The 25,639-nt window shown below is 66.2% G+C and carries 27 protein-coding genes and 1 pseudogene; 18 read left to right on the top strand and 10 right to left on the bottom strand.

The window, feature by feature from the left end:
* Window positions 1-456 precede the first annotated feature (456 nt).
* The 8 genes and pseudogenes from OVA06_RS16610 (at window position 457) to OVA06_RS16575 (ending at window position 6,997) form a co-directional block, all read left to right on the top strand.
* Window positions 457-759, top strand: a complete 303-nt coding sequence (locus OVA06_RS16610) for an urease subunit gamma (protein ID WP_015935616.1) — start codon at window positions 457-459, stop codon at window positions 757-759.
* Window positions 760-768: 9 nt separating this feature from the next.
* Complete coding sequence (locus OVA06_RS16605) at window positions 769-1,122, top strand: urease subunit beta (protein ID WP_268159803.1); 354 nt, start codon at window positions 769-771, stop codon at window positions 1,120-1,122.
* A pseudogene (ureC, locus tag OVA06_RS16600) lies at window positions 1,119-2,877 on the top strand (urease subunit alpha). Before OVA06_RS16605 ends, ureC begins: the two are co-directional and overlap by 4 nt.
* Window positions 2,878-2,910: 33 nt before the next feature.
* Window positions 2,911-3,396, top strand: a complete 486-nt coding sequence (gene ureE / locus OVA06_RS16595; RefSeq protein WP_261618586.1) for an urease accessory protein UreE — start codon at window positions 2,911-2,913, stop codon at window positions 3,394-3,396.
* 207 nt (window positions 3,397-3,603) lie between these two features.
* A complete protein-coding gene (locus tag OVA06_RS16590; protein ID WP_268159801.1) occupies window positions 3,604-4,272 on the top strand; it encodes an urease accessory protein UreF in 669 nt (222 codons plus the stop codon).
* Between the two features lie 30 nt (window positions 4,273-4,302).
* Window positions 4,303-4,920 (top strand): urease accessory protein UreG, encoded by a 618-nt coding sequence (gene ureG / locus OVA06_RS16585; RefSeq protein ID WP_268159799.1) that lies wholly within the window; start codon window positions 4,303-4,305, stop codon window positions 4,918-4,920.
* A 203-nt stretch (window positions 4,921-5,123) separates the two neighbouring features.
* Entirely contained in the window at window positions 5,124-5,954 is an 831-nt protein-coding gene (locus tag OVA06_RS16580) for an urease accessory protein UreD (RefSeq protein WP_268159798.1), read from the top strand.
* Complete coding sequence (locus OVA06_RS16575) at window positions 5,954-6,997, top strand: HoxN/HupN/NixA family nickel/cobalt transporter (RefSeq protein ID WP_268159797.1); 1,044 nt, start codon at window positions 5,954-5,956, stop codon at window positions 6,995-6,997. The genes OVA06_RS16580 and OVA06_RS16575 overlap by 1 nt, the downstream gene beginning before the upstream one ends.
* 60 nt (window positions 6,998-7,057) lie before the next feature.
* On the opposite strand, the gene OVA06_RS16570 is transcribed toward OVA06_RS16575, so the two are convergent.
* From OVA06_RS16570 to OVA06_RS16550, 5 genes are all read right to left on the bottom strand, one after another.
* A complete protein-coding gene (locus tag OVA06_RS16570; protein ID WP_056082739.1) occupies window positions 7,058-7,504 on the bottom strand; it encodes a transferase in 447 nt (148 codons plus the stop codon).
* A 94-nt stretch (window positions 7,505-7,598) separates the two neighbouring features.
* A complete protein-coding gene (locus OVA06_RS16565) occupies window positions 7,599-8,258 on the bottom strand; it encodes a GntR family transcriptional regulator (protein WP_056082735.1) in 660 nt (219 codons plus the stop codon).
* Between the two features lie 117 nt (window positions 8,259-8,375).
* Window positions 8,376-9,395 (bottom strand): transketolase family protein, encoded by a 1,020-nt coding sequence (locus OVA06_RS16560; protein ID WP_091717544.1) that lies wholly within the window; start codon window positions 9,393-9,395, stop codon window positions 8,376-8,378.
* Window positions 9,392-10,315, bottom strand: a complete 924-nt coding sequence (locus OVA06_RS16555; RefSeq protein ID WP_056082728.1) for a transketolase — start codon at window positions 10,313-10,315, stop codon at window positions 9,392-9,394. The genes OVA06_RS16560 and OVA06_RS16555 overlap by 4 nt, the downstream gene beginning before the upstream one ends.
* 33 nt (window positions 10,316-10,348) lie before the next feature.
* Window positions 10,349-11,686, bottom strand: coding sequence for an MFS transporter (locus OVA06_RS16550; RefSeq protein WP_056082723.1), 1,338 nt, complete (start codon window positions 11,684-11,686; stop codon window positions 10,349-10,351).
* Window positions 11,687-11,931: 245 nt separating this feature from the next.
* On the opposite strand from OVA06_RS16550, the gene OVA06_RS16545 reads away from it, so the two are divergent.
* Genes OVA06_RS16545 through OVA06_RS16530 form a run of 4 tightly spaced genes read left to right on the top strand, consistent with a single transcriptional unit; the run spans window position 11,932 to window position 13,632 of the window.
* The gene (locus OVA06_RS16545; protein WP_056082719.1) at window positions 11,932-12,705 is read left to right on the top strand and encodes an SDR family NAD(P)-dependent oxidoreductase; all 774 of its coding nucleotides are present in this window, start codon (window positions 11,932-11,934) and stop codon (window positions 12,703-12,705) included.
* 47 nt (window positions 12,706-12,752) lie between these two features.
* Complete coding sequence (locus tag OVA06_RS16540) at window positions 12,753-12,908, top strand: hypothetical protein (protein ID WP_442793561.1); 156 nt, start codon at window positions 12,753-12,755, stop codon at window positions 12,906-12,908.
* 14 nt (window positions 12,909-12,922) lie between these two features.
* A complete protein-coding gene (locus tag OVA06_RS16535; protein WP_268159794.1) occupies window positions 12,923-13,192 on the top strand; it encodes a hypothetical protein in 270 nt (89 codons plus the stop codon).
* On the top strand, window positions 13,192-13,632 hold the full coding sequence (locus OVA06_RS16530; RefSeq protein WP_056083177.1) for an SRPBCC family protein: 441 nt from the start codon (window positions 13,192-13,194) through the stop codon (window positions 13,630-13,632). The genes OVA06_RS16535 and OVA06_RS16530 overlap by 1 nt, the downstream gene beginning before the upstream one ends.
* Here the strand turns inward: OVA06_RS16530 and OVA06_RS16525 are convergent.
* On the bottom strand, window positions 13,610-15,169 hold the full coding sequence (locus OVA06_RS16525) for a carboxylesterase/lipase family protein (RefSeq protein ID WP_268159792.1): 1,560 nt from the start codon (window positions 15,167-15,169) through the stop codon (window positions 13,610-13,612). The genes OVA06_RS16530 and OVA06_RS16525 overlap by 23 nt on opposite strands.
* Window positions 15,170-15,275: 106 nt before the next feature.
* Between OVA06_RS16525 and OVA06_RS16520 the strand changes: the two genes are divergently transcribed.
* A complete protein-coding gene (locus tag OVA06_RS16520) occupies window positions 15,276-16,028 on the top strand; it encodes a GAF and ANTAR domain-containing protein (protein ID WP_268159790.1) in 753 nt (250 codons plus the stop codon).
* Here the strand turns inward: OVA06_RS16520 and OVA06_RS16515 are convergent.
* Both OVA06_RS16515 and OVA06_RS16510 read right to left on the bottom strand, forming a co-directional pair.
* Window positions 16,013-16,303, bottom strand: a complete 291-nt coding sequence (locus OVA06_RS16515) for a hypothetical protein (RefSeq protein ID WP_261618593.1) — start codon at window positions 16,301-16,303, stop codon at window positions 16,013-16,015. The genes OVA06_RS16520 and OVA06_RS16515 overlap by 16 nt on opposite strands.
* Before the next feature lie 90 nt (window positions 16,304-16,393).
* The gene (locus OVA06_RS16510; RefSeq protein WP_268159788.1) at window positions 16,394-17,299 is read right to left on the bottom strand and encodes a methyltransferase family protein; all 906 of its coding nucleotides are present in this window, start codon (window positions 17,297-17,299) and stop codon (window positions 16,394-16,396) included.
* 279 nt (window positions 17,300-17,578) lie between these two features.
* On the opposite strand from OVA06_RS16510, the gene OVA06_RS16505 reads away from it, so the two are divergent.
* Window positions 17,579-18,409 carry a nucleoside hydrolase gene (locus OVA06_RS16505; RefSeq protein ID WP_268159786.1) on the top strand — a complete coding sequence of 277 codons (831 nt, stop codon included), beginning with the start codon at window positions 17,579-17,581 and terminating at the stop codon, window positions 18,407-18,409.
* A 57-nt stretch (window positions 18,410-18,466) separates the two neighbouring features.
* On the opposite strand, the gene OVA06_RS16500 is transcribed toward OVA06_RS16505, so the two are convergent.
* Window positions 18,467-19,090, bottom strand: a complete 624-nt coding sequence (locus tag OVA06_RS16500) for a family 1 glycosylhydrolase (RefSeq protein ID WP_268159784.1) — start codon at window positions 19,088-19,090, stop codon at window positions 18,467-18,469.
* 13 nt (window positions 19,091-19,103) lie between these two features.
* Window positions 19,104-19,724, bottom strand: a complete 621-nt coding sequence (locus OVA06_RS16495) for a family 1 glycosylhydrolase (RefSeq protein WP_268159783.1) — start codon at window positions 19,722-19,724, stop codon at window positions 19,104-19,106.
* Window positions 19,725-19,940: 216 nt separating this feature from the next.
* On the opposite strand from OVA06_RS16495, the gene OVA06_RS16490 reads away from it, so the two are divergent.
* The 4 genes from OVA06_RS16490 to OVA06_RS16475 are packed head-to-tail and all read left to right on the top strand — an operon-like array spanning window position 19,941 to window position 25,605.
* Window positions 19,941-21,494 (top strand): ABC transporter substrate-binding protein, encoded by a 1,554-nt coding sequence (locus OVA06_RS16490; protein ID WP_268159781.1) that lies wholly within the window; start codon window positions 19,941-19,943, stop codon window positions 21,492-21,494.
* A gap of 60 nt (window positions 21,495-21,554) precedes the next feature.
* Window positions 21,555-22,496 (top strand): ABC transporter permease, encoded by a 942-nt coding sequence (locus tag OVA06_RS16485; protein ID WP_056082700.1) that lies wholly within the window; start codon window positions 21,555-21,557, stop codon window positions 22,494-22,496.
* Window positions 22,493-24,601, top strand: coding sequence for a dipeptide/oligopeptide/nickel ABC transporter permease/ATP-binding protein (locus OVA06_RS16480; protein ID WP_268159780.1), 2,109 nt, complete (start codon window positions 22,493-22,495; stop codon window positions 24,599-24,601). Before OVA06_RS16485 ends, OVA06_RS16480 begins: the two co-directional genes overlap by 4 nt.
* Complete coding sequence (locus OVA06_RS16475; RefSeq protein WP_268159779.1) at window positions 24,598-25,605, top strand: oligopeptide/dipeptide ABC transporter ATP-binding protein; 1,008 nt, start codon at window positions 24,598-24,600, stop codon at window positions 25,603-25,605. The genes OVA06_RS16480 and OVA06_RS16475 overlap by 4 nt, the downstream gene beginning before the upstream one ends.
* Window positions 25,606-25,639: the final 34 nt, after the last annotated feature.

The following is a 25,639-nucleotide window of genomic DNA, read 5'->3' as shown; positions in this document are numbered from 1 at the left end:
CGTCTTGGCGAGGTGAAACAACCGGCGCTTCCTCGACGACTACTTCAAACATTGAGTCGACTTCGCCGACTGTGCTTTCATTCTCCATTTTATCCCCCTTTGTATTAATTAGCCTTGCGAGGATGATGTTACAGGTAGTGTTCACTAATTTGTCAATTTATTTTATGAACTTGTCAATATGGCTATTGTCTTAATTGTCAAGTCAAGTGCCATCAGTTTGGATTTGAGGCATGCGGTGCCTGCTGCGGAGGGGTTGTCGAGGGCGGGCGCAAACGCTACCGCCTGGCTCCACCGGCTGGCAGGGAACGGGACAATCCTTCCGAAATCTGACGGAAACCTTACCCGCCTAGTGTGGGCACAAAAGACCACAGTGGAGGCGATGCAGCGGGAGCGCTGGCTAAGCATGGTGCTTCGGTCTATAAACGTAAGACCGTGCCAGGCCCTGGAGAGGAACCCATGCATCTGATGCCACGTGAGCAGGAAAAACTCATGATCGTGGTGGCCGCCGACCTCGCACGGCGCCGGCAGTCCCGCGGCCTCAAGCTCAACTACCCCGAAGCGGTGGCCATCATCAGCTACGAACTGATCGAAGGCGCCCGGGACGGCCGGACCGTTGCCGACCTCATGAGCTACGGCACCACCATCCTCACCCGCGAGGACGTCATGGAGGGGGTGCCCGAAATGATCCACGACGTGCAGATCGAGGCCACCTTCCCTGACGGCACCAAGCTGGTCACCGTCCACGATCCCATCCGCTAAGGAGCCGCAGTGATTCCAGGAGAATACGTCCTCCGCCCGGAGCCCGTGACGGCAAACGCGGGGCGCGACGCCATCGAGCTGTCCGTCACCAACACCGGCGACCGGCCCGTGCAGGTGGGCTCGCACTTCCACTTCGCCGAGGCGAACGCTGCGCTGGACTTCGACCGGGCGGCAGCCCGCGGCCGGCGCCTGGACATTCCCGCAGGGACGGCTGCCCGGTTTGAACCCGGAGACTCCCGCAGCGTCCGGCTCATCGAACTCGCGGGGTCCCGCGAAGTGTTTGGGCTCAGCAACGCCGTCAACGGAAAGCTCGACGGCGGCCCCCGCCCGGGCGGGTCAGCCACCGAAAGGGATGCCACATGAGCTTCGAGATCCCGCGGCGGCAGTACGCCGACCTGTACGGCCCCACGACCGGCGACAAGATCCGCCTTGCTGACACCGAACTGTTCCTCGAAATCGAGAAGGACCTCACCGTCTACGGGGAGGAAGTGGTGTTCGGCGGCGGCAAAGTGATCCGCGACGGCATGGGCCAGAACGGCCAGGCCACCCGTGATGAGGACATCCCCGACACCGTCATCACCAACGCCGTCATTCTGGACTACACCGGAATCTACAAGGCGGACGTTGCCCTCAGGGACGGCCACATCCTCCGAATCGGCAAGGCCGGCAACCCCCAGATCACCGACGGCGTGGACATCGTGATCGGCGCCAGCACCGAGATCATCGCCGGGGAACGCAAAATCCTCACCGCCGGCGGCATCGACACGCACATCCACTTCATCTCCCCGGACCAGGTGGCCACGGCCCTGACCAGCGGCGTCACCACCATGATCGGCGGGGGCACGGGCCCGGCGGAGGGCACCAAGGCCACCACGGTGACACCCGGCAAATGGCACATCCACCGCATGCTGCAGGCCGCCGAGGCGTTCCCCATGAACATCGGCCTGTTCGGCAAGGGCCACGCGTCCGCCGTCGAACCCCCTCGCCGAGCAGATCCGCGCCGGTGCCATCGGCCTGAAAGTGCACGAGGACTGGGGCTCCACCACGTCCTCGATCGACATGTCCCTGACCGTGGCCGATGAATACGACGTCCAGGTGGCCATCCACACCGACACCCTCAACGAGTGCGGCTTCGTGGAAGACACCATCCGCGCCATCAACGGCCGCGTGATCCACACCTTCCACACCGAAGGCGCCGGCGGCGGCCACGCTCCGGACATCATCAAAATCGCCGGGATGCCCAACGTCCTGCCCGCCTCCACCAACCCCACACTGCCGTACACGCGCAACACCATCGAAGAGCACCTGGACATGCTGATGGTCTGCCACCACCTCAACCCGGACATCCCCGAGGACGTGGCCTTCGCCGACTCCCGCATCCGCGCCGAGACCATCGCCGCCGAGGACGTCCTGCAGGACATGGGCATCTTCTCCATCACCTCCTCCGACTCCCAGGCCATGGGCCGGGTGGGCGAGGTGATCACCCGCACCTGGCAGGTGGCGGACAAGATGAAAAAGCAGCGCGGAGTTTTAGCGGCCGACGGCGGCACGGACCTTGGTGCCGACGGCTCGGCCGCCGGGCACGGCAGCGCCGGGAGCGACAACTTCCGCCTCAAACGCTACGTGGCCAAATACACGATCAACCCCGCGCTCGCCCAGGGCATCGCGGACACGGTCGGCTCCGTGGAAGAAGGAAAATTTGCCGACCTGGTCCTCTGGGACCCGGCCTTCTTCGGCGTCAAACCCGAACTCGTCATCAAAGGCGGGCAGATCGCCTACGCCCTGATGGGGGACGCGAACGCGTCCATCCCCACCCCTCAGCCACGCACCATGCGGCCCATGTTCGGTGCGTTCGGCAAGGCCGTCCAGCAAACCTCCATCACCTTCCTCTCCCAGGCCGCGATCGACGCCGGCGTCCCCGCAGAGCTCAGCCTCGAAAAGGTCATCCGGCCCGTCTCCGGCATCCGGAACCTCACCAAAGCCGACCTCAAATACAACGACGCGACGCCGGACATCCAGGTGGACCCGGAAACCTACCAGGTCACGGTGGACGGTGAAGACGTCACCTGCGAACCCGCCGACGTCCTTCCCATGGCCCAGCGCTACTTCCTCTTCTAACCCCTCAAAGTCCAAATCACTGAAAGAAACCACGTGATCATCGAGAAAGTCCTCGGCAACCTCCACGACCTGCCCGAAACCGACCTCGCCGCCTACACCGGTCTCCACCGCGAGAAAGTGGTGCTGCCCAGCGCCCAACTGGTCAAACGCATCCAACGCGCCACCACGGACCACGGCAACGAAATCGGCATCAGGCTCGCATCAGGATCCGGCGACCTCCGCGACGGCGACATCCTCCACGTCGCCGACACCAACATGATCGTGGTCTCCGTCCTGCCCACCGACGTCCTGGTCATCGCCCCCCGCACCATCCACGAAATGGGCGTCACCGCACACTCCCTCGGCAACCGCCACCTCCAGGCACAATTCTTCGACGCCGCCAGCGAGTACGGGGCCGACGTCATGGTGTGCGCCTACGACCACACCGTCGAGGACTACCTCATCCACAACTCCGTGCCCTACGCCCGCCAGGAACGCGTCATGCCTGTGCCTTTCCGCCATGCTGAACACTCGCACTGACTCTTCGCCTTTGGCTCCTTCATGGGCGCGGGCCCGGGGGCTTCGGCGGGTGATAGGGGCCGTGCCCGTCCCCAGACGCTCCCAATCCTCGCAAGCTCGGATCGGGGCCCTCGCGCCTGTGGGCCCCCCACGAGGCCCGCCACGCCGCGGCCCCTATCACCCGCCTACGCCGAGTTGGGCGCGAACGTCGCCTTGGGGGCGTCTTTCGTGAGTGGGTATCAGCTTGCTCTTCAGCAGCTCACTGACTCTGCGCTTCCTACTGGGGCTTTTGCGCACTCACTCGGGTTTGAGTCGTACATCGATCGGGAGCTTGTTTTTGATGAGGAGTCGTTTGGACTCTGGCTTGGTGCGTTTGTCTCGCAGTCGCTTGCTTACTCTGATGGGCTGGCTGTTCGGCTTTTTTATGAGGGGTGGGATGTTGTTGAGCTGGATGCCCTGTTGTCCGCCTCTCTGATGCCCCGGGAGGTTCGGGAGGCCAGTGTGAAGATGGGCGGCCGGTTGCTGGAGATTGGGGCTGAGGTTTTCCCCTCGCCCGCGCTGGAACTGTACCGGGACTCCGTGGCCAGCGGCCGCGCCGCAGGGCACCAACCGCTGGCGTTCGCCGTCGTCGCCCGCTCCCTGGGCGTACCCCTGAAGGAGGCGCTCGCCGCCTACCTTTTCGCCACCGTCACGTCCCTCACCCAAAACGCGGTGCGGGCCATCCCGCTCGGCCAGAACGCCGGCCAACGGATCTTGCGGAAAGCGCACGACGACGTCGCTGCCGCCATCGAGGCGATCGCGCACCTCACGCCGGACGACTTCGGCGCCGTCAGCCCCGGACTGGAAATTTCGCAAATGCGGCACGAACGCCAGCGTGCCCGGATGTTCATGAGCTAACAGTGCTTATCGCTTTACAGGAGGAACACCATGACTGAACCCATCAAAATCGGCATCGGCGGGCCCGTCGGAGCCGGCAAAACCCAACTCGTGGAACGGCTCACCCGGCACATGAGCGGTGACATCTCCATGGCCGCCATCACCAACGACATCTACACCATCGAGGACGCCAAAATCCTCGCAGCCAACGGCATCCTCCCCGAGGACCGGATCATCGGCGTCGAAACCGGCGGCTGCCCCCACACCGCCATCCGCGAAGACACCTCCATGAACACCGCCGCCATCGAAGAACTAAAAACCCGGCACCCCGACCTCCAGGTCATCTTCGTCGAATCCGGCGGCGACAACCTCTCCGCCACCTTCAGCCCCGAACTCGTCGACTTCTCCATCTACATCATCGACGTGGCCCAGGGCGAAAAAATCCCCCGCAAAGCCGGCCAGGGCATGATCAAGTCAGACCTCTTCATCATCAACAAAACTGACCTCGCCCCCCACGTCGGAGCGGACCTGAATGTCATGGAAAGGGACTCCAAGGAATTCCGCGGCAACAAGCCGTTCTGCTTCACCAACCTGAAAACCGACGAAGGGCTGGACAAGGTTATTGAGTGGATACGCCACGACGTCCTGATGCTCGATTTGGCCCAATAGACATGGCACTCGTGGACTTGCCCGAACGTGACATACACGCTGAGGCGGCGAGGCCGGATTTTGGGGCCGCGGCGTGGCGGGGCTCGTGGGGGGCCCACTGGCGCGAGGGCCCCGACCCGAGCTTGCGACGGTTGGGAGCGCCTGGGGAAGGGCACGGCCCCAAATCCGGCGAAGCCGCCGGACCCAGCCACGGACAGTCACCTATGGGGCGGCTTGAGCTTGGTATCAGTTTCCGGGGCGGCCGGTCAGTTGCTTCACGCCAGTTTCATGAGGGGGCCCTCCGGGTACTCCGGCCGCATTATCTCGATGACTCCGGGCAGGTTTGTTATGTCGTGGTGAATCCTGGCGGAGCCTATCTTGGGGCGGATTTGTTCTTGCTGGATGTGGAGGTGGGGGATGGCGCTGACCTGCTGCTGACTACCCAGTCCGCTACCAAGGTTTACCGGACGCCGGGGTCGTTTGCTGAGCAGCGGATGGATGTGCGGCTGGGGGAGGGGGCGCGGCTGGAACTCATGCCGGACCAGCTCATCGCCTACCGGGAGGCCAGCTACCGGCAACGGACCTCCGTGACCCTCCGGCCGTCGTCGAGCCTTGTCATGGCGGAAGTGGTGACCCCAGGCTGGTCGCCGGACGGCGCCGCCTTCCGGTACGAGGAAGTGCGGCTGCGGAACGGGATCCACGTCGAAACGGATGGCGGCACGCAGCTGCTGGCCCTCGACAACCTGCTGATCCGGCCTCCCCTCGGCGACGTCACCGGCCTGGGGTTCATGGAAGGCTTCAGCCACCTGGGCTCACTGGTGGTGGTGGACGCCCGGGTGGACCAGGCACTCGCAGACCGCCTGCACCACCTCACGGCAGGTTACGACGCCCGGACCGGAATCACCCTCACCCGCACCGTTGCCGGAACCACCGGCCTGGTGCTGCGCTCGCTGTCCAACAGCACCGGCGAACTGAACCGCCTGCTCGCCGCCTGCGCCGACCTCCTGAGGGAACGCTGGCACGGGCAAGGCCCACTGAACCTGAGGAAGCACTGATGACGGCACTGGCAAACATCGCCACCCTGTATCGCGACCGGGAAACCCTGCCGTTCCGGACCCGCCTGCTGGCCACCTTTGGTGCCGTGGCCGCGCTGCATATTGCCGCCGTCGTCCTCCTCGTCGCCGGGTCGGCAACAGCAGGCGCGCCCCTTGCCCTCGGCCTGGTCCTGACCGCCTACGTGGCCGGCGTCAAGCACAGTTACGACTGGGACCATATCGCCGCCATCGACAACTCCACCCGTAAGTTCGTGGCCCAGCGGAAGGACCCCGTCAGCGTGGGGTTCGCCTTCAGCCTGGGCCACAGTTCCGTGGTGGTCCTGGCCGGGCTGCTGGTGGTGGCGGGCGCGGCGGTGATCGGCCAGTTCATGGAAAACGGAACCACCGGCAACCACGTTCTCGGCCTGATCGGCAGTGGCGTGTCCGGGCTGTTCCTGCTGGCCATGGGGCTGTTCAACGGTTCGGCGTTCGTGCGTGCCGCGCAGGTATACCGGAGTGCGCGAGGCGGCGCGGCGATCCGGGAGGAGGACCTGGAAAGCACGGGGTTTGTTGCCCAGCTCCTGTCCAAGCCACTCTCCGCGGTGCAACGGCCACGGAACATCTATGTCATCGGTTTCCTGTTCGGGCTCGGTTTCGATACGGCCACCACCATCGGGCTGCTGGTGGTCACCACCGCCGCGTCGCTGGCCGGGGTGTCCCCGCTGGCGCTCATGGCCCTTCCCCTCGCCTTCACGGCGGCAATGACCGTCTGCGACACCGTCAACGGCGTGGCCATGATGCGTATGTACCGGTCCGCCATCCACAATCCGCAGCGCAGGCTCGGCTTCAACGCAGTGGTGACCGGCATCTCAGCCCTGTCAGCGCTGTTCATCGCCGCCGTCACGCTTGGCGGATTCACCAATGCCGCGTTTGGCATTGGCGACCCTCTGACCACCTGGCTGGGGGAACTCGACCTGGGGGAGGCGGGACTCCTGCTCGTGGCCGCCTTCATTGGTGTGTGGGCCCTTACGGCCGCCAGGAACCGGCTGCAGCGCGAGGGCTGACCACAACGGGCAGGCCGCCACAACGGCGGGCTGCAGGTTCTCGAGGCGGCCGGGCGAAGGTCAGGCAGCTATCCCGCGGTCGGGCTTCCGGTGCGGGCGTTCCTTCGCCGGCGCCAGGGCCTGCGGCTTCTGCAGCTGCCGGTGGCCATCGGGAACGGTGCTGTCCGAATGAAGATGGACCCCGTGCCCGATCAGGGCTCCAGACCCGATGCGGGAATGGCTGCCGATGTTGGCCCGGTTGCCGATCACGGTGCCGCGGCCAACCCGGACGCCGTCGCCGATGACGGTCTTGGCTCCAATCTTCGCTTCCCGGTCAATCCAGCTGCCGTGGCCGATCCGGCAGCCTGCTCCGATGACCGCCCCGTGCTCCACGTAGGTCATCGGGCCGACCCGGACGCTCTCAGGCACCACGGCGCCCGGTGCGACGAAACCGCCGCCGTTGGCATGCCGGACATACCGGGTGACCTTGCCGGCGTCGTCTTCTACTGATTCAAACTTTGCGCTCATCACATCCCTCACCAGCGGACGGGTTTCCTACCGCACAGTAAGTTAACGGTTGACAGCCCGAAGGGATTCCCGGCGGCCCCGGGAATGGTGAGCCCTAGGAGACAAGGTTCGCGGCGGCGGTGTCCATGTGTTCGAGGATGGTCTTCCGCGTCAGCCCGGCGTCACCGGTATCGATGGCATCCACGATGTCCCGGTGGCGGTCAACGCTCATGTTGCTGACGCCTTTTTCCTGTCCGGCAAACATGATGGACATCCGGATGGAGCCCTCCAGCGACTCCCAGGAGTGCAGGAGCGTTTCATTGCCGGTCAGCCGGCAGAGGGTCCGGTGGAACTCCAGGTCCGACTCGATGCGTTCCTCAAGCGTGCCCCCGGCATTTGCGGCCATGGCGTCGATGGCGGCGTGCAACGACTCGGTGACGTGCTGGCGGTCCGCCAATTCGCAGAGTGTCCGGGCAGCAAGGGACTCCAGAGCCGCGCGCACTGCAAAGATGTCCCGGATCTCCTTGTGGTCCAGGTGCCGCACGGACAGGCGGCCACGCGGTCCGGCGGAGAGGAGGCCCTCCTGTTCCAGCTGCCGCAAGGCTTCCCGGAGCGTGCCGCGGCTGATCTGCAGCATTTCGGACAGTTCGGTTTCCACCAAGTGCCGTCCCGGTGCCAGCTCGCCGCTGGTGATGGCGGTCCGCAACGCCGAGAGGGCCTGCTCGCGCAGGCTTTTCTTTTGCAGTCCCAGCAGCGGGGCTGTCAGTCCGGCCATGGCATCCGTCCTCAGTGTCATAAGTCGACTGTTTACAGTCGTAGTTTCGATGGTACGGCAGAAAGCGCGGCACCGGCTTTGGACCGGTGCCGCGCTTTCTGCTGGTTTGTTGACTCTCTACCCGAGTTCGGCGAGGACCTTGGCCACGATACGGTCGGTGGCGAGCCCGTACCGGTCGTGCAGGGTGGGAAGGGCCCCGGCATCGAGGAACTGGTCCGGCAGGCCGATGGGAACGACACGCTTGCCCAGGCCCGCGGTGACGACGGCGGAGGCAACGGTTTCGAACAGACCGCCCACCACGGAGTGGTTTTCCAGGGTGACGGCGAGCCTGTCCGTGTTGATCTCCTTGAGGACGGTTTCGGCGTCGAACGGCTTGATGGTGGGCGTATGCACGACGGCGACGTCCACGTTATGTGCCGCGAGGGCCTTCGCTGCCTGCAGCGCACGCATGGTCATCAGCCCGGACGAGATGAAGACGACGTCGTTGCCGCCGCGCAGCACCTTGGCCTTGCCGAGCTCGAACGTGTAGCCGTACTCGTCCAGGACGGTGGGCACATTCCCGCGGAGCAGCCGCAGGTATGTGGGGCCCTCGGACGCTGCCAGCTGCGGCACTGCCTGTTCGATGTCGATGCTGTCGCAGGGGTCCACGATGGTGAGGTTGGGCATGCCGCGGAAGATCGCCATGTCCTCGGTGGCCTGGTGGCTGGGGCCGTACCCAGTGGTGAGGCCGGGCAGGCCGCCCACGATGTTGACGTTCAGGTTCGGCTCTGCCGCGTCCAGGCACAGGAAATCGTAGGCGCGGCGGGCCGCGAACACGGAATAGGTGGACGCGAACGGCACCAGCCCCGTTTCGGCCAGGCCCGCGGCTGCGCCGAACAGCAGTTGTTCGGCCATGCCCATCTGGAAGAACCGCTCCGGGAAAGCCTTGGCGAAGATGTGCATGTCCGTGTACTTGCCCAGGTCCGCGGTCAGGCCCACGATCTTGTCGTTCTCCTGCGCGGCCTTGACCAGGGCGTGCCCGAACGGCGCCGACGCCGTCTTCTGGCCGGGATCGGCGAACGATGCGATCATCGCCGAGGTCTTGAGCTTGGGCTTAGCGGCCGCCGTGGTGTCCGGGGCCTCCGTGGTGGTGCTCATGCTGAAGCCTTTCCTTCATATCCGGCGGTGAGCTGCTCGCGGCAGATCTGCCATTCGTTCTCTTCGATGCGCATGAAGTGCGCCTTTTCGCGGTCCTCCAGCAGCGGGACGCCGCGGCCCACTTTCGTATCGCACAGGATCACGGAAGGACGTCCGACGGCGGCGGCCTGGGCGGCTGCGTTGTCGAACGCTGCGAGCAGCGCACCGACGTCGTTCCCGTCAACCCGCTGGGTGTACCAGCCGAACGATTCCCACTTCTCCGTCACCGGCTCGGTGCGGAGTACGGTGTCCGTCTTGCCGTCGGCCTGCAGGGCGTTGATGTCCACCATGGCGGTGAGGTTGCCCAACTGGTGGTGGTGCGCACCCATGGCCGCTTCCCAGGTGGAGCCTTCGTCCAGCTCGCCGTCGGAGAGGAAGTTGAACACCCGGGCGGACGAGCCCTGGTAGCGCAGGCCCAACGCCATGCCGACGGCGATGGTCAGGCCGTGGCCCAGGGAACCGCCCGAGATCTCCATGCCGGGGGTGTACGTGGACATCCCGGACATCGGCAGCCGGGAGTCATCCGAGCCGTAGGTTTCAAGTTCCTCCACCGGGACGATGCCGGCTTCGGCAAGGGCTGCGTAGTGGCCGATCGCGTAGTGGCCGGTGGACAGCAGGAACCGGTCGCGGGCTTCCCAGTGCGGGTCCTCGGCGCGGAAGTTCAGCTGGTCCCCGTACACGGTGGCGAGCATGTCGGCAGCCCCGAGGGCCTGGCCCACGTAGCCCTGGCCTTGGACTTCGCCCATGTTGAGGGCGTGGTGCCGGATCCGGTACGCGGCGGCGCTGATTTTCTCCACCCGTTCCGGGGTCACCGCGGTCTGCAGGATCTGTTCCTGCAATGTTTGTCCCTGTGGGGTGTCCTGGACGGTATCTGTAGGCATTGCGTGCTCCGTGGTTGTTGGGTGCGCGGTCATTCAGGCGTTGATGGTGTTGGGGGTGCTTTTGGTGGCTTCTTCGGCCAGTTCGCGCTCCCGCTTGCCCCAGGTTTCCCGGGTGGCCACCGCAGCCCATAGGCCGATCAGGGCGTAGGCGCCGAAGAGCAGCGCCGGGCCCATCCAGCCGAAGCTGACAAACAGCAGGGTGGTGATGAAAGGGGTGAAGCCGGAGACCATGGCCGAGATCTGGTAGGCCAGGCTGGCGCCGGAGGCCCGGGTCTTGGCCTGGAAGAGCTCCGGGAACCAGGCGCCTTGGGCGCCGGCGAGCGAGTTCTGGCAGACCGCGTAGGAAATGACGATGGTGATGATGATGGCGATGAACATTCCTGTATTGACCAGCAGGAACATCGGGATGGCGAAGAGGGCCGCGAACAGGGTGGACCAGACATACAGCGGACGCCGGCCAATGCGGTCGGTCAGCGCAGCCCAGGCCTGGGTGGCGAAGATGCCGATGGCGGAGGCGATGCACAGGGCGATGAGGGTCTGGCTCTTGTCTGCCAGGTGCTGGCTGTTGAGGTAGGAAATCATGTAGGTGATGGACACGGCGTAGCCTGCAGTCTCGGCCACGCGGAGGCCGATGCCCTTGACGATGTTGCGCCAGTCGGTCTTGATGACCTCCACGATGGGGGACTTCACGATGGCACCGCTGTCCTTGACCTCATCGAAGACCGGGGATTCCGGGACCTTGGAGCGGATGATCAGGCCCACCGCCACCAGCACGATGCTGGCAAGGAAGGGGATGCGCCAGGCCAGTTCGCCGCCGAGGTTGACGCTGAACAGGAAGGTCAGGTTGGCCAGCAGCAGACCCACCGGGAAGCCGGCCTGGACAATGCCGGTGTACTTGCCCTTGGCCTTCCAGGGTGCGTGCTCGTAGCTCATCAGGATGGCGCCGCCCCATTCCGCTCCGAAGGCCAAACCCTGGACGATGCGGACGAAGACGAGCAGTGCAGGGGCGAGGAGCCCCACTGCGGCGTAGGTGGGCAGGAGTCCGATGGCGAACGTGGCCAGGCCCATCAGGATCAGTGAGGCCACCAAAACGGGCTTGCGCCCTACCTTGTCGCCGAGGTGGCCGCCGATGATGCCGCCCAGGGGACGGGCCGCGAAGCCGACGCCCAGCGTAGCGAAGGAGGCGAGGGTGCCGGTGACCGGATCGGTTCCGGGGAAAAACGCGGTTCCGAAGTACAGAGCAGCGGCGGTGCCGAAACCGATGAAGTCGTACGTCTCGATCACAGCGCCTACACCGGAGCCAACGGCAACGCGCCTGGCGTCCTTGGTTCCGTGGACCGGACCGCGCATGGTCAGAGCATCTTTGCTCATGTTGGGTTCCCTTTCGAAAAGCGGCCTCAGGAAGTCGCCGCTGTCGACTGTTAACAAATGGTATCCCTAAGTGTGACCCGCATCATGCTCACTGTCAACAGTCAACTTTATGGGTTGACTGTTGACAGTTAACGCAATTACTGTGGTCGGCATCACTACTCCTTTGCACGAAATACCGCCCGGCAGGGGCCGGCGACAACTACAGAGCAATCGATCCACAAAAACACTTTCAAGGAGCACAAACCATGACCACCATCCAGCGCACCGCCGTCCTCACCGGAGCCACCTCGGACCGGGGCATCGGCATCACCACCGCCCGCCGCTACGCCCGTGAAGGCTGGGGCGTCGTCATCCTGGACCTCGACGGCGAAAAGTCCGCCAAGGTGGCCGCGGAAATCGGCAACGAGTTCAACGTCCCTGCCTACGGCCACGAGATCGATGTCGCCAACGAGGCCTCCGTGACCACCGCCCAGGCCGCCGTCGCCGCCGAGGTGGCCGCCGGTAACCTGCCCCCCGTCGGCGCACTGGCCAACATCGCCGGCATCACCTCGCCCGTCCCGTTCCTGGAAACCACCCTCGAGCTGTGGCACAAGATCATGGACGTCAACGCCACCGGCACCTACCTGGTGACCAAGGCATTCCTGCCGGACATGATCGGGAACGGCTGGGGCCGCATCGTGAACATGTCCTCCGTCTCTGCCCAGCGCGGCGGCGGCGTCTTCGGCAAGGTCCCCTACTCTGCAGCCAAGGCAGCCATCCTGGGCCTCACCAAGGCACTGGCCCGTGAACTCGGCACCACCGGCGTCACCGTCAACGCCATCACCCCGGGCGCGGTGGACACCAACATCCGCGTGGGCAGCACCGAAGAACAGGAAGCCGCCATCAACGCCGGCATCCCGCTGGGCCGTAACGCCAGCACCGAGGAAGTAGCTTCCGTGATCACTTTCCTGTCCTCCGAGGATTCCGCGTACCTAACCGGAACCGTGGTGGACATTAACGGCGGAAGCCACATGCACTAAGGGCCCCGCAGCCCTTTCACCTCCTTCCGGATGCCAGAGAACCCACCATGACAAAGACCGTCAATGACCCTTCGGACTTCGCCGAGGAAGCCCTTGCGGGTTTCTGCGACATTCACGCCTTCGCCGGGCTGACCGGCCCGGACGTCGCCGACGGCGCCTTGATGGGCAATATCAAGATCCTCAGCGACTTCCAGACACGCTGAGCAGGAGGGATGCCGTGGATTCCTACCCGTATTCCGAGTGGGCCCGCCTGATCGGTGTCCCTGTGGAGGTCCGGAAGGGCCGCCGGATGGTGCGGTCCGGAGTGGTGGACAACGCCATGCCGGACTCCTCCGCCGTGTGGATTGCAGGCGACGCCAACGGCGGCCGTGCCCTGTTCACCGCCGCTGACGGCTACGAGGTGTGGATCAGCCCCCGTAAGTTGGACGGCAATCTTTGCTACAGAATGGCTGCCGCCCACCTGCCGGGTGCTCCTAGACTGGGGTGATGATCACAGTAGCCGGAAGTGTGGAAACCAAACTGTCCGCTGAGAAGGCCTTTGCCTTCCTGAGTGAGTTCGAAAACACCAGCAAGTGGGACCCCGGCACTCCTGTGATGGACAAGATCACGCCGGGACCCGTGGCCGTGGGACACAAGTACCACGCTGAGGCCGAGTTCCGGGGGAAACGCCAGTCGCTGATTTACGAGGTCATCGAGCTGACGGGCAGCCACATCAAGCTGCGCGGGGAGAACAAGACCGTCGTCTCCTTCGATTCCATCGACGTCGCCCCCAATGGCACCGGATCCGTGGTGAAGTACACGGCAGAGTTCAGCATCAAGGGGCCGGCCAAAATCATCCAGCCGCTCCTGAAGCCGCTGTTCATGCAGCTCCGCGACCCCGCATTGAAGGGCCTCCGGGACACGCTTAACTCACTGGCTGCTGCCTGACCTGGATCCCGGCAAAGAACAGCCGGACCTCCCGCCGTGGGTCCGCTTCCACCCGGGGCGCGTCGTCGAGCATCATGGTGCGGCGCTCCTGCCCGTATTCCGGCCACGCCAGGCCGGGCTGGTCCGGGGCCCCGGTGCGGGCGAAGGCCGCCCAGGCTCCGCTCATGGTGTCACTGAGGGCCTGCGGACCCTTGCCCCGGGTCAGGTAGGCGGCGTCCGGGGATGCCAAGTGCCGGAACACGAAGGGAATTTCCAGCGTGTGGCAGGATCCCAGCTTGCCGCCCATGGCCGGGCTGCGCCAGGTGAACAGGTAGGCGAATGTCCTGCCGTGCGCAGCGCTGCGTGCTGACTGGAGCCTCGCATCAAGCAGGTTGTTGCTGGGCTGGCGGTACACCGCATCGGCAATGGCCGCCTCCAGCAGTTCCTTCCCGCGGGGCTCGTGTGCCAGCACGGCCGCCAGTGCTTCCGCGTATCCCTGCGCGCAGTCTCCCGGCAGGCCCCCTGCGGACAGGACCGCGGCGGCCCGGTCCGGGTAACCAGGGTCTTCCGGCCGGTCCGGGCGCATTTCCACGGCGAAAGACCCTTCGTTGAGGTTGGTGCCCACCAGCAGGTCCACGCCACTGTTGATCCCGCTCCGGACGGCGTCCAGTGGAGGTTCCGGCAGTGACGGGGTCCCCACTGTTGGCTGGAAGGGGAGCGGCACTGCGTAGCTTTCGGCGGCGATCCCCTCTTCGAGTTGCTGCTGGGCGGCCAGCAGGCGTTCCACCGGAAGGGTGCGCAACTCACCTGCTGACGATTCGTCCAGGCCGCAAAGCCGCAGGAAGTCAGCAGTTACGTGTGCAGACCCCTCCGGGGTGCGGAAGCGCTCCGCTGTGCCGCTTTGCATGATGGCCCGCCGGAAGAGGCCTTCCGACGCCGGCATGCCCAGCAGGGTGCCGATGGCTGCCGCGCCTGCCGATTCGCCGAACAGGGTCACGTTGTGCGGGTCGCCGCCAAACCCGGCGATGTTGTCCCGCACCCAGCGCAGCGCCTCAATCTGGTCCAGCAGGCCGAGGTTGGACGAATCCACAAATCCCTCGCCGAGCAGGTGTGCCAGGTGGAGGAAACCGAGTGCGCCCAGCCGGTAATTGATGGCTACCACCACCGTGCCCGCCGCCGCGGCGAGCCGGGCGCCGTCGTACATCCCGTCACTGTTGGCGCCCATCAGGTAGGCGCCGCCGTGGATCCAGACCATCACCGGCCTGGCCGTCCCGCTGGTGTCCGGCGTCCAGATGTTCAGGTTCAGGCAGCCGTCCTCGCTCCAGGCCAGCGGGGTTTCGTCTGTATCGCGGGCGTCCGGGTTCTGGGGGGCTGCGGGGCCGTACCCGGTGGCGTCCACCTCGCCGGTCCATTGGGGGAGGGCCACTGGCGGGCGGAAGCGCAGTTCTCCCGATGGCGGCTGGGCGTAAGGGATGCCGAGGAACCGGTGCACGGGGGCGCCGTCCACTGCCAGGGTGGCTCCGCGGAAGGTTCCGCCGTTGCTGGAGGCGAGCTTCATGATTGACACCTTACGGGGTGTCCACGGGTACGCTGAGGACTACCGTTCGGCAGTGAGCGGCCATGGTGTGCCATGGCTTATCAATTGTGTCCGGGAGGGAATGCTTGTGGTTGACACCGGGGTTTCGGGTGGCAGGGTTTTTGTCGATGTTGCAGCCCATGTGCAGGACCTTGTCCTGCAGAGTCCTGATGTGGTCCGGCTCCTGGACAGCCTTGCCCTCTACGCGGTAGCCCGGCTGGGCATCGTAGGCCGGGAGCTGTTCTGCGGCATCTCCGTCAGCCGCCCCAAGAAACCCACAGCAGCGGCCGCCAGCGACACCAAGGCGAGGCTGCTTGACCAGCTGGAGCTCAAATACGGCCAGGGGCCCGGAGATGCCGCCGTCAGCAGCGCATCCACCATGCACGTCAAGGACCTGCGGGAGGAAGCCCGGTGGCCGGACTATGCCGCCGCGGCCACACACCAGGGCGCGTACTCCGTGCTGGCCATGCCGCTGCAGCTCGAGGGCGGGGACCGCGGCGTGCTGGTCCTGTACAGTGGGGAGCCCGACGCTTTCAGCGCCGATGCCGTTGCCATGGCCGAGGCGTTCACCGAACAGGCTGCCAAGGGCCTGGCCCTGACGTTGCGGATGTCGAAGCTCCAGGACACCAAGGACGGCATGAGCGCCGCCATGCAGACGCGGACGGTCATAGACCTGGCCACTGGTGCCATTATGGCGCAGAACCGCTGCAGCCAGGACGAAGCGTTCAAGGTGCTGCGGGAAGCGTCCAACAGCAGGAACATGAAGCTGCGGGACGTCGCGTCGCTGGTGGTGTCCTCGGTAGCCGGCGGCGCGAAGACCTTCACCTACTTCGACGAATAAGGATCCTTCGGCTCCACGGGAACCACCGTCAGCGGGGAGCTGCTGTACGGCGCCCTGACCACGAGGTCCGCCTCGGCGCAACTTTCATTGACGGCCTGGGACAAAGCGTCGCGTTCCTTCTGCGGCAGTGCTCCGGATTCCAGGCTGTAATCGCGGATGTCCTGTTCGGAGGCGTCGCCGCCAAGGGCCACGTAGTCGAGCCACAGGCCGCCGATGTCCAGGTTGTGCAGCCTGATGACGGCTCCGGTCAGGGCCTGCTGGTCCGCCTCATCCATTGTCCCCTCCTAGCTTTGGGAGATGATCTCCACCGGGATTCGTAGCCAGGTGGCCTGCGGATGTGTGCAGATTGGAATATTTTTGAATGCCTACACCCGGCGAAGGGCGGGGATCCAGCACGGTACTGCCTCGCGGTATGCCTCAAAGCCGCTGCCGAAGCGGGCTTTGAGGTCGGCCTCCTCAAGCGGCCGCACGGCATAGTTCCACACCAGCGAACCCAGGACCGCGTAGCCCACCACGAACCAGGAGTGGAGCATGAGGCCCACGGCCGCGCCCTGCACAACGCCGGCCACTGCCATCGGATTGGGTATCCAGCGGTACGGGCCGGCAACTACCAGCGTGGTGGCCATGGCGGCGGGCAACGGTGTCCCATTTCCCATGGTGGACATCGAAATGGCAGACCAGATGCCCAGCGCGCTGGCCAGGATTAAGACCACCACACCGGCGCCGCCGGCCGCTTGGGGAAAAGCAGCAGCCAGTCCCCAGCGCTGCTCGAGGTAGTCCAGGAACAGGGGAAGGATTCCCAGGAAGAAGCCCCAGAACAGGACGATCTGCCCGAACGTGGCAGCCACATGGAACCGGGCGCTCCGTTGGCGGGCGGGGCGGAACGCAAACGGGCCGCGGATAATCCACTCAACGGGAATCCGTCCCCACCAGGCCAGGCAGAGGGCAGCGATCGAGCCCGCGGCCGCGGCTGCCATGATGAGGGCTCCTGCACCCGCCTGGGCTGTGACCGTGGCGTAGGCGCCGAGTGCAATGGTGACGACGGTGGACCATGCGGCAGCGACGGCGGCAGCGGCCCGGACACCTGCTGCCGCGGCGGCGGACCCCATCACGAAAAGCGGGATGTCGAAGGCGGCAACAAGGGCGGGATCGAGGCCGCCGAGGGTGGCGGTACGTACGGTGGGAGACACCGCAACGGCGGCCCACCACAGGGCTCCGGCCAATGCCTGCAGCGCAAAATACGCCCTGCCCCACCAAGCCAATCGCGGCACGGATCCCCCCGAATCTCTCCCGGCATCCTTAGCGAATGCCGTAGGTTCCGCCTTGCCGCCCGCAAGTCGAGCCCGGAGCTTTCCAGTGAATGAAAGCCATGGCCCGGGGATGGGATGCGGCGGCAAGACTTGTTCCTGAGACTACCCGTCGATCCGGGAGCAGGGACTCCGCCGGTGCTCCCGGATGCGTGCATACCGGCGCGTGGCCACGCCGGCGCCCGCCCGCACCAGCGCCAGGACAAAACCGGCGCCCTGCCCAGTGAAAGGACCATGATGGACATGATTCCGGTTGAACCCCGGTGCAGGGTCATTATCGACAATGACTGGGCAGGTGATCCGGACGGGCTGGTGGGGCTGGCGCATCACGCGCTGTCCCCGGCCAACCGGATCGTTGCTGTCACGTCGTCATTGACGAATCCCATGTTTGGGCCGCCGCAAGGCCGGGCCGTTGCCGGGGCGGATGTGGCGGCGGACCTGCTGCGGGTCCTCAAGCTGCCGGAACCGTCAACCGTCCAGGCCGGACCCGATGCCCCCTTCACGGGACAACCGCGGGAATCGGCAGCGGCCCGGGCCATCGTCGCCGCTGCTGCCGAACCGGCCGGGGGAGGCCTTCCGCTGGTCCTGGTCTGCGCAGGTCCCCTGACGAATGTTGCCGATGCACTCCTGCTGGAGCCGGCCATCGCGTCTTCGTTCACGCTTGCGTGGGTGGGCGGAGCCGAGGTCAACGACGACGAATACAACTACTTCACCGATCCCGCCGCTGCCGACTTCGTGCTGGGCAAGCAGGACCTTGCCGTGTGGCAGTTCCCGGCCGAAACGTACCGGCAAATTGTTGCCCCGGTGGCGGAGCTGGACCAGTTGTTCCGCACCGCCGGAGCCGCCGGCGCCTGGCTGTGGGAGCTTTTCCACGGCCTGGACGTGCCGGACTTCGTGAAGTTCGGGCCGCTGTGGTGCCTGGGGGACAGCGCACCCTTGGTGGTGACAGGGCTCGACGACGTCACCTCCACGTTCACGGAGGCCGGCACCCAGCCCGTGCGCCGCACTTACACCTCCGTGGATACCAGGCTGATCATGGCCGATTTCGCCGCCAAGCTGCGGCTGCAGGCGTAGCTGCGCTGCAAAGGAATAGCCCGGATTTCCTTGGGAAATCCGGGCCATTCGCCGTGATCAGGCGGGCTGGGCCACCTGGGATGCCTGCTCCCGGGCAAAACTGCCCAGCCAGTGGGCACTCTCCTTGGGGGTGCGCTCCTGGGTGGTGCGGTCCACAGCGATCAGTCCGAACTTGGGCCGGTACCCGAAGATCCACTCGAAGTTGTCGAATGCGGTCCACGCAATGTACCCGCGCACGTCGATGCCGTCCGCGATGCAGGAGGCAACGCAGTCGACCGCTGCCTTCAGGTAGGCAACCCGCTGCGTGTCGTCCTCCGTGGCCAGGCCGTTCTCGGTGACCATCACCGGAACGCCGGCAACGCGGGCGGCTTCACGGACGGTGGCTTCAAGGGCCTGCGGGTAGATTTCCTCACCCATCTGGTTGGTTTCCGCGCCGTCCGGCGCGGGCGCATGGCCTTCGGGGCCGTAGACCGTGCGGCCGTATGTCTGGATGCCCACGAAGTCGTCGCCCCGGGAAGCCTCGAGGAAGCGTTCGTTGACGTCGCGGCGCACCTTGTCCGCAATTTCTTCGCCGCCGGGGATGGCCTGGATGTCGGAGTTGGCGAGCGTCCAGCCCACCTGGAGCTCCGGCCGATGTGCCTTGATCGCGGCGGTGGCGGCCTTGTGCGCGGCCAGCTTCACGGCGAACCCGGCCTCAGTGGAACAGAACTGGAACGGGGCAACGGTGCTTGCGTCGACGCCCAGGCGCTGCGCTGCGGCAGCCCAGATGGGTACGGAGCCGCGGTTTGCCGGAGCTTCCCCGCCAATGCCGAAGGACTCCAGGAGCCAGGGGCAGGTTGGGTTCGTTCAACGTGCACGCGACGCCGATGAGGTGGCCCAGGTGTGCCATGGCACGGTCGCAGTACCGGGCGAACAGCTCAGCCGTGCGGGCACCTTCCCAGCCGCCGGACTGCAGCAGCCACAGTGGAGACGTGAAGTGGTGGAACGTCACCACAGGGGTGAGGCCGTGCTCAACGCAGGCCTCCAGGACGCGCTTGTAGTGGTCCAGCGCGGCCACGGAGAACTGGCCTTCGGCCGGCTCGATCCGCGCCCATTCCAGGGAGAAGCGGTAGCTGCTGAAGCCCAGGCCGGCAATCAGGGCAATGTCCTCGCGGTAGCGGTGGTAGTGGTCCACGGCGTCCCCGGACGGCTCCGCGAAGATCGTCCCGGGCAGCTGCTCCAGGAACCAGGTATCGCTGTTGACGTTGTTGCCTTCCACCTGGTGGCCGGCGGTGGCCACGCCCCAAAGGAAGTCCTGCGGAAACGGGTTGGTCATGTGGTTCCTCTCGTGATGGGGCCGGCCAGGCGGCACCCAGGCGTCTCTGCCTTCATCCATCCTGTCCGGCCGCGTGACCCCCGCCACAATACCTTTTCAATCAATGACATTGTCATGTCTGGCCCTGACGGCCCCGGCTGATTCTTGAAAGGTGCCGGACACCACCGGCCCCCTTTCTTTCCGTTGCAGTCACCGAAGAATGCGAAGGCGCACCCGATGAAACTCCTGACCACCACCGCCCGCGGCAGCGCTGCCGTCCTGACCGGCGCCCTGCTGATGGGCTCCCTGGCCGCCTGTGGCGGTGGCAGCCAGCAGGCTGCCACCGTGGACAAGTCCACCCTGACCATCGGCGTCGAAAGCGACTCGGCATCCTTCGGCTACGACCCCATCCGCGTGGCGGACGCCCAGCGCCAGTTCATGGAGGGCCTCTACGACACCCTCCTGGACCTCCAGCCCGACGGAACTGCCGGCCCCGGCCTGGCCACCAAATTCGAATACAACGCAGACAGCACCGTCCTCACCCTTACCCTCAAGGACGGCGTCACCTTCACGGACGGTTCCACCCTGGACGCCGCGCTGGTCAAGGCGAACTTCGACCGCCGCACCGACACCGCCCTCAGCACCTACTCAGCCATCGCCAAGGGCGGGGCGCAGGAAATCGCAAGCGTCGACGTCGTAAGCCCCACCCAGGTAGCCATCACCTTTGCCAAGCCGCAGCCCGGCTTCGAGAAGAACCTCACTTCCACCATGGGCATGATCGTGGGCAAGACGGGCGTCGCCGACACCGCCAGCCTCGCCACCACGCCGGACGGCTCCGGCCCCTACACCCTTGACCCGTCCACGGTGAAGGGCAACAAGTACGTGATGGTCAAGAACGAGAAGAACGAAGACGCGGCGGACTATTCGTACAGCAAGATCGTCTTCAACGTCATTCAGGACCCCCAGGCCCGCGCCAATGCCCTGGTGTCCGGCCAGGCCGACGTTGCCCAGCTGACCTCGCCCACCGTGGACTTCGCCAAGTCCAAGGGCGTGGGCGTGTCCCGCATCGGCGGCACCGTGCAGACCATGATCTCCTTCGACAAGACCGGCAAGACCGCCCCCGCATTCGCCAGCGAAAAGGTCCGCCAGGCCATCCAGCACGCCATCAACCGCCAGGCCCTGGTGGACGCGCTGCACAAGGGCGATATCCCCACCTGGAACGCCCTCCCCAAGGACTCGGCCGGCTTCACCGCGGACCTGGAGAAGACGTTCGCCTACGATCCGGAGAAAGCCAAGAGCCTGCTCGCCGAGGCCGGCTACGCCAACGGCTTCGACTTCACCATCATCGCCAGCGCCCAGACCCAGACCGACCTGCAGGCTGTCCAGAAGGACCTCGCCGCGGTGGGCATCACCATGAACGTGAAGATGGCCGCCTCCACCGATGAGGCCTTCGCCGCCGTTGCCACCACCCCGCTGGGCTACGCACCGCTCGGCTGGGACAACCCGATCGGCCTGATGTACGGCGCCATCCTCAACGGTTTCACCAACGTCCAGAAGGCCACCGACGATCAGCTGAGCGCCGCCACCGGCGAAGCCGCCGCAGCCAAGGACGACGCCGCCCGGAAGACGGCACTGACCAAGCTGAACACCCGCCTGGTGGAGTCCGGCTGGATGATCCCGCTGTTCGAATCGCTGTCCAACTGGGGCTACAACACCAAGAAGGTCCAGGAAGTCCAGTTCGCCGGCACCAACGCCTATCCGCTGCTCTCTTCCTACAAGCCCACTAACTGATCAACCCGCCCGGCGCCCCGCTTACACGGGGCGCCGGGCAAGACCAACGGAGGTCACCCCATGGCATTGTTCGTTGCCAAGCGCTTGCTCATGGCGCTCGCCACGGTGCTGGTGGTTGCGGTGCTGGCGTTCCTGCTGGTGCACGCGATGCCCGGCAGCCCGGGAGCTGTTTCGCTCGGCGCCGGCGCCTCCCAGGACGCGATCGACCAGCTGAACCAGCAGCTCGGCTGGAACGATCCGCTGTTCTCCCAGTTCTTCCGCTGGCTGGGCGACGCGGTGCAGGGAAATCTGGGCGTTTCGCTGATTGACGGCCGCTCCGTCAGTGCCGATCTTGCGGACCGCCTGCCGGTGACGGCGTCCCTCGCCGCCGGAGCCACGGTCCTCAGCGCCATCATCGGCATCGCCCTCGGCGTCACGGCGGCGGTCCGCGGCGGCCTCCTGGACCAAATCATCGGCGGGTTCGTGGGACTGCTCGTGGCCCTGCCGGCGTTTTGGGTGGGCATCATCCTGGTCTACCTCCTCGCCGTCCAGTCCTCGGTCTTCCCTGCCACCGGCTACGTCCCGTTCGAGGTCTCACCGCAGGACTGGGCGTTGTCCCTGGCACTGCCGGTCATCACGCTGGCCGTCGGCGGAGCGGCCTTCATCGCCCGCCAGACCAGGGCCTCCATGCTCGAAGCGCTGCAGCAGGAACACATCCGCACCCTGCGCGCCACGGCCACCCCCACCTGGAAAATCCTCTACATCCACGCCCTGCGCTACGCGAGCCTGCCGATCGTGGCCGGCATCGCCCTGCAGTTCATCGGCCTGTTTGGCGGCTCCGTCATCGCGGAGCAGCTGTTCGCCATGCCCGGCCTGGGCCAGGCCGTCCAGACCTCCGTCAGCACCCATGACGCCCCAGCAGTCCAGGGCGTGGTGGTGATCGCCACCGTGGTGGTGGTTGCCGTCAACCTGGTGCTGGAGCTGGCCACCAAGTTCCTCGACCCGAAGTTGCGTGCCTCATGATCCCCTCAGTCGCCCCGGCCCCCGCAGACGCGGACCAGACAGCAAGTACGACGTCGGCAGCAGCGCCCCGGCGCAGGGCCGGCAAAGCGGGCCTCACCAAAGCCTCCCGGTACAGGCTGTTCGCCTCACCGGGCGCCGTGGCCGGGCTTCTGTGGCTCGCGGCGTTGGTCGTTGCATCCCTGACCGCGCCCCTGTGGCTGCCCTTCAAGACCGAGGACCAGGACTTCACCGCCGTCCTTTCCGGCCCCACCGCCGCCCACTGGCTGGGCACCGACGAACTGGGCCGGGACATCCTCAGCCGCATCTTCGCCGCTGCGGCCGGAACCCTGGGGACCTCGCTGATCACGGTGATTGTCGGCGTCGGGCTGGGCACACTCCTGGCCATGGCCGCCGCCGGTGCCGAGCGCACCGAGGCCGTCATCAGCAGGATCACCGAAGTCATGATGTCCCTGCCGGGAACCGTGATCATCCTTGCGGTGATCGGCGCGGTGGGAACCAACATCCCGCTCATCATGGCCATCCTGGGCATCCTGATGTCCGCCGGCATCTACCGGGTGGTCCTGGGCCAGGCCAAGTCCCTGCAGTCCCAGCTCTATGTTGACGCCGCCAAGGTGGACGGCCTCAGCCCCGTGGGCATCAGCGTCCGTCACGTCCTGCCCGGCCTGGCCAACACCATCGTGGTGCAGGCAGCGCTGATCTTCGCCGTCGGCATGCTGATCCAGGCCGGCCTGGCATTCATCGGATTCGGGCCGCCCCTTCCCCAGCCCAGCTGGGGCGGCATGATCCAGGGCGCCTCGCAGCACGTCTATGACGCGCCCTGGATGATGGTTCCCACCGGAGCCGTCCTGGCGCTGACAGTCCTTTCCGCCAACGCCATCGGCAACGCCCTGGGCAAGGCACCCAACGCCGCTGCGCCGCACCTGCCCTCCGCCGCCGCGCGCCGGCATCGGGCCCAGGCGGTCGCTGCCATCGCCGCCGCCCCGGCACCCAAGGACGCAGATGCACAGGAGGCCCCCGGGAACGGAACCCTCAGCGTCCGCAACCTATCCGTCGGCGTCGACAACGGCGTCGGCCTGGTCACGGGCGTCTCCTTCGACGTCGCACCCGGTACCGTCCTGGGCCTGGTGGGCGAATCCGGCTGCGGCAAGACCATGACCGCCCTGTCCCTGCTGGGGCTGCTGCCCTCCGGCGTCTCCGTGAGCGGCGGCCAGATCCTCTGGAACGGCAGGAACCTCGCCGCCGCAACGGACAAGGATATGGAAGGCATCCGCGGCCGCGACATCGCGCTGATCAGCCAGGAGCCCATGCGGGCACTGGACCCCATGTTCACCGTGGGCTACCAGCTCACTGCCGCCATCCGCCGGCTCCGCGGCATGGGCAAAGCCGAGGCACGCACGGAGGCCCGGAACCTGCTGGAAAAGGTGGGCATCGTTGACGCCCAGCGCATCCTGAAGACCTATCCGCACCAGATCAGCGGCGGCATGGCCCAGCGTGTGGCCATCGCACTGGCGCTCTCCGGACAGCCCCGGCTGCTGGTGGCGGACGAACCCACCACCGCCCTGGACGTCACGGTGCAGGCCGAAATCCTCTCCCTGCTCCGGGCCCTGGTCAAGGACACCGGGATGTCAGTGGTGATGGTGACCCACGACCTCGGTGTAGTGGCGGACATCTGCGACCAGGTGGCCGTGATGTACGCCGGCCAGGTAGTGGAAAACGGCAAGACCGCCGCCATCCTGGACAACCCGCGCCACCCTTACACCCTGGCCCTCCTGGCCGCGGACCCGCACGCCAACGACGCGGACAACATGCCCGAACGCCTGGCCACGATTCAAGGCCAGGTACCCCAGCCCAAGGACTGGCCCACAGGCTGCCGCTTCGCTGCAAGGTGCCAGTTCGCCGGCTCCGCCTGCAAAGACCCCGTTCCGCTGCTGGCCTCAGGCACGGGAGAGGGCCTGGTGCGCTGCGTCAAGGCGGACCAGCTGGCTGTCGAGGGCATGGACTGGCTGGCCAACGACGTGCCCGCCGCCCGCCTCCTGCCGATTAGCTCCCAGCACACCACCGCCGCCCACCAACACACCACCGTCATCGAGAAGGACCTGGCATGAGCACCTCAGTCACGGAACGCCCCGATTCTGCGCTTCCCCACGACGGCACCCCCATGCTGGAGGTCAAGGACCTGGTGGTCCGCTACGGCCGGGGCCGCAAGGCAGCCGCCGCACCGGCCGCCGTCGACCGTGTCAGCTTCAGCATCGCCCCCGGCGAAACCGTAGGCCTGGTGGGGGAGTCCGGCTCGGGCAAGTCCACCATCGGCAAGGCCATCCTGGGCCTGCAGAAGGTCTCCGGCGGGTCCATCAGCTACCAGGGCACGGACATCACCTCCGCCGGCGCCGCCCAGCGCCGGGCACTCGGCGGCGAACTGCGGGCCGTCTTCCAGGACCCCAACTCCTCCCTGAACCCGCGCAACACCGTGGGTACGTCCCTCGCTGAACCGTTGCGCCTGCGCGGGGTGTCCGCGGGAGAGGCCCGCGCCAAGGCCGAGGACATGCTGGAACGCGTCGGGCTCCCGCGCGAGGCCGTGGACCGCTACCCCAGCCAGTTCTCCGGCGGCCAGCGGCAGCGGATCTCCGTGGCGCGGGCCCTGATCTGCGATCCCCAGCTGGTGGTCTGCGACGAAGCCGTCAGCGCCCTGGACCTCTCCACCCAGGCGCAGGTACTCAACCTCCTGGCCGACCTCCGCGACGAGCGCGGCCTGAGCTACCTGTTCATCGCCCATGACATTGCCGTGGTGCAGTTCCTGGCCCAGCGGGTGGTGGTGCTTTACCGCGGCCAGGTCATGGAAAGCGGACCGGCGGCGGCCGTCACGGAAAACCCGCAGCACCCCTTCACGCAGGCCCTCGTGGCCGCCTCACCTGTGCCCCGGCCCGCCGAACAGGCCGCCCGGCGGGAAGCCCGCGAATCGCTCGGGGTCCGCACCGGCGCTGCCGCGGTGCCCGGTCCCGGCGGCTGCCCTTTCCGGCTCCGCTGCCCGCTCGCCACCGAGCTGTGCGCCACCGAACGCCCGGCGCTGCGCCGCGTGGGCACGGCGGACGTCGCCTGCCACTACGCCTGACGGCGCCTGCGTTTTCGCGGACCGAACCACCCTT

Source organism: Pseudarthrobacter sp. SL88 (assembly GCF_026672455.1).
GTDB lineage: Bacteria > Actinomycetota > Actinomycetes > Actinomycetales > Micrococcaceae > Arthrobacter.
Note: the sequence above shows the minus strand (reverse complement) of the source record. Positions and strands in the feature narration are given on the sequence as shown.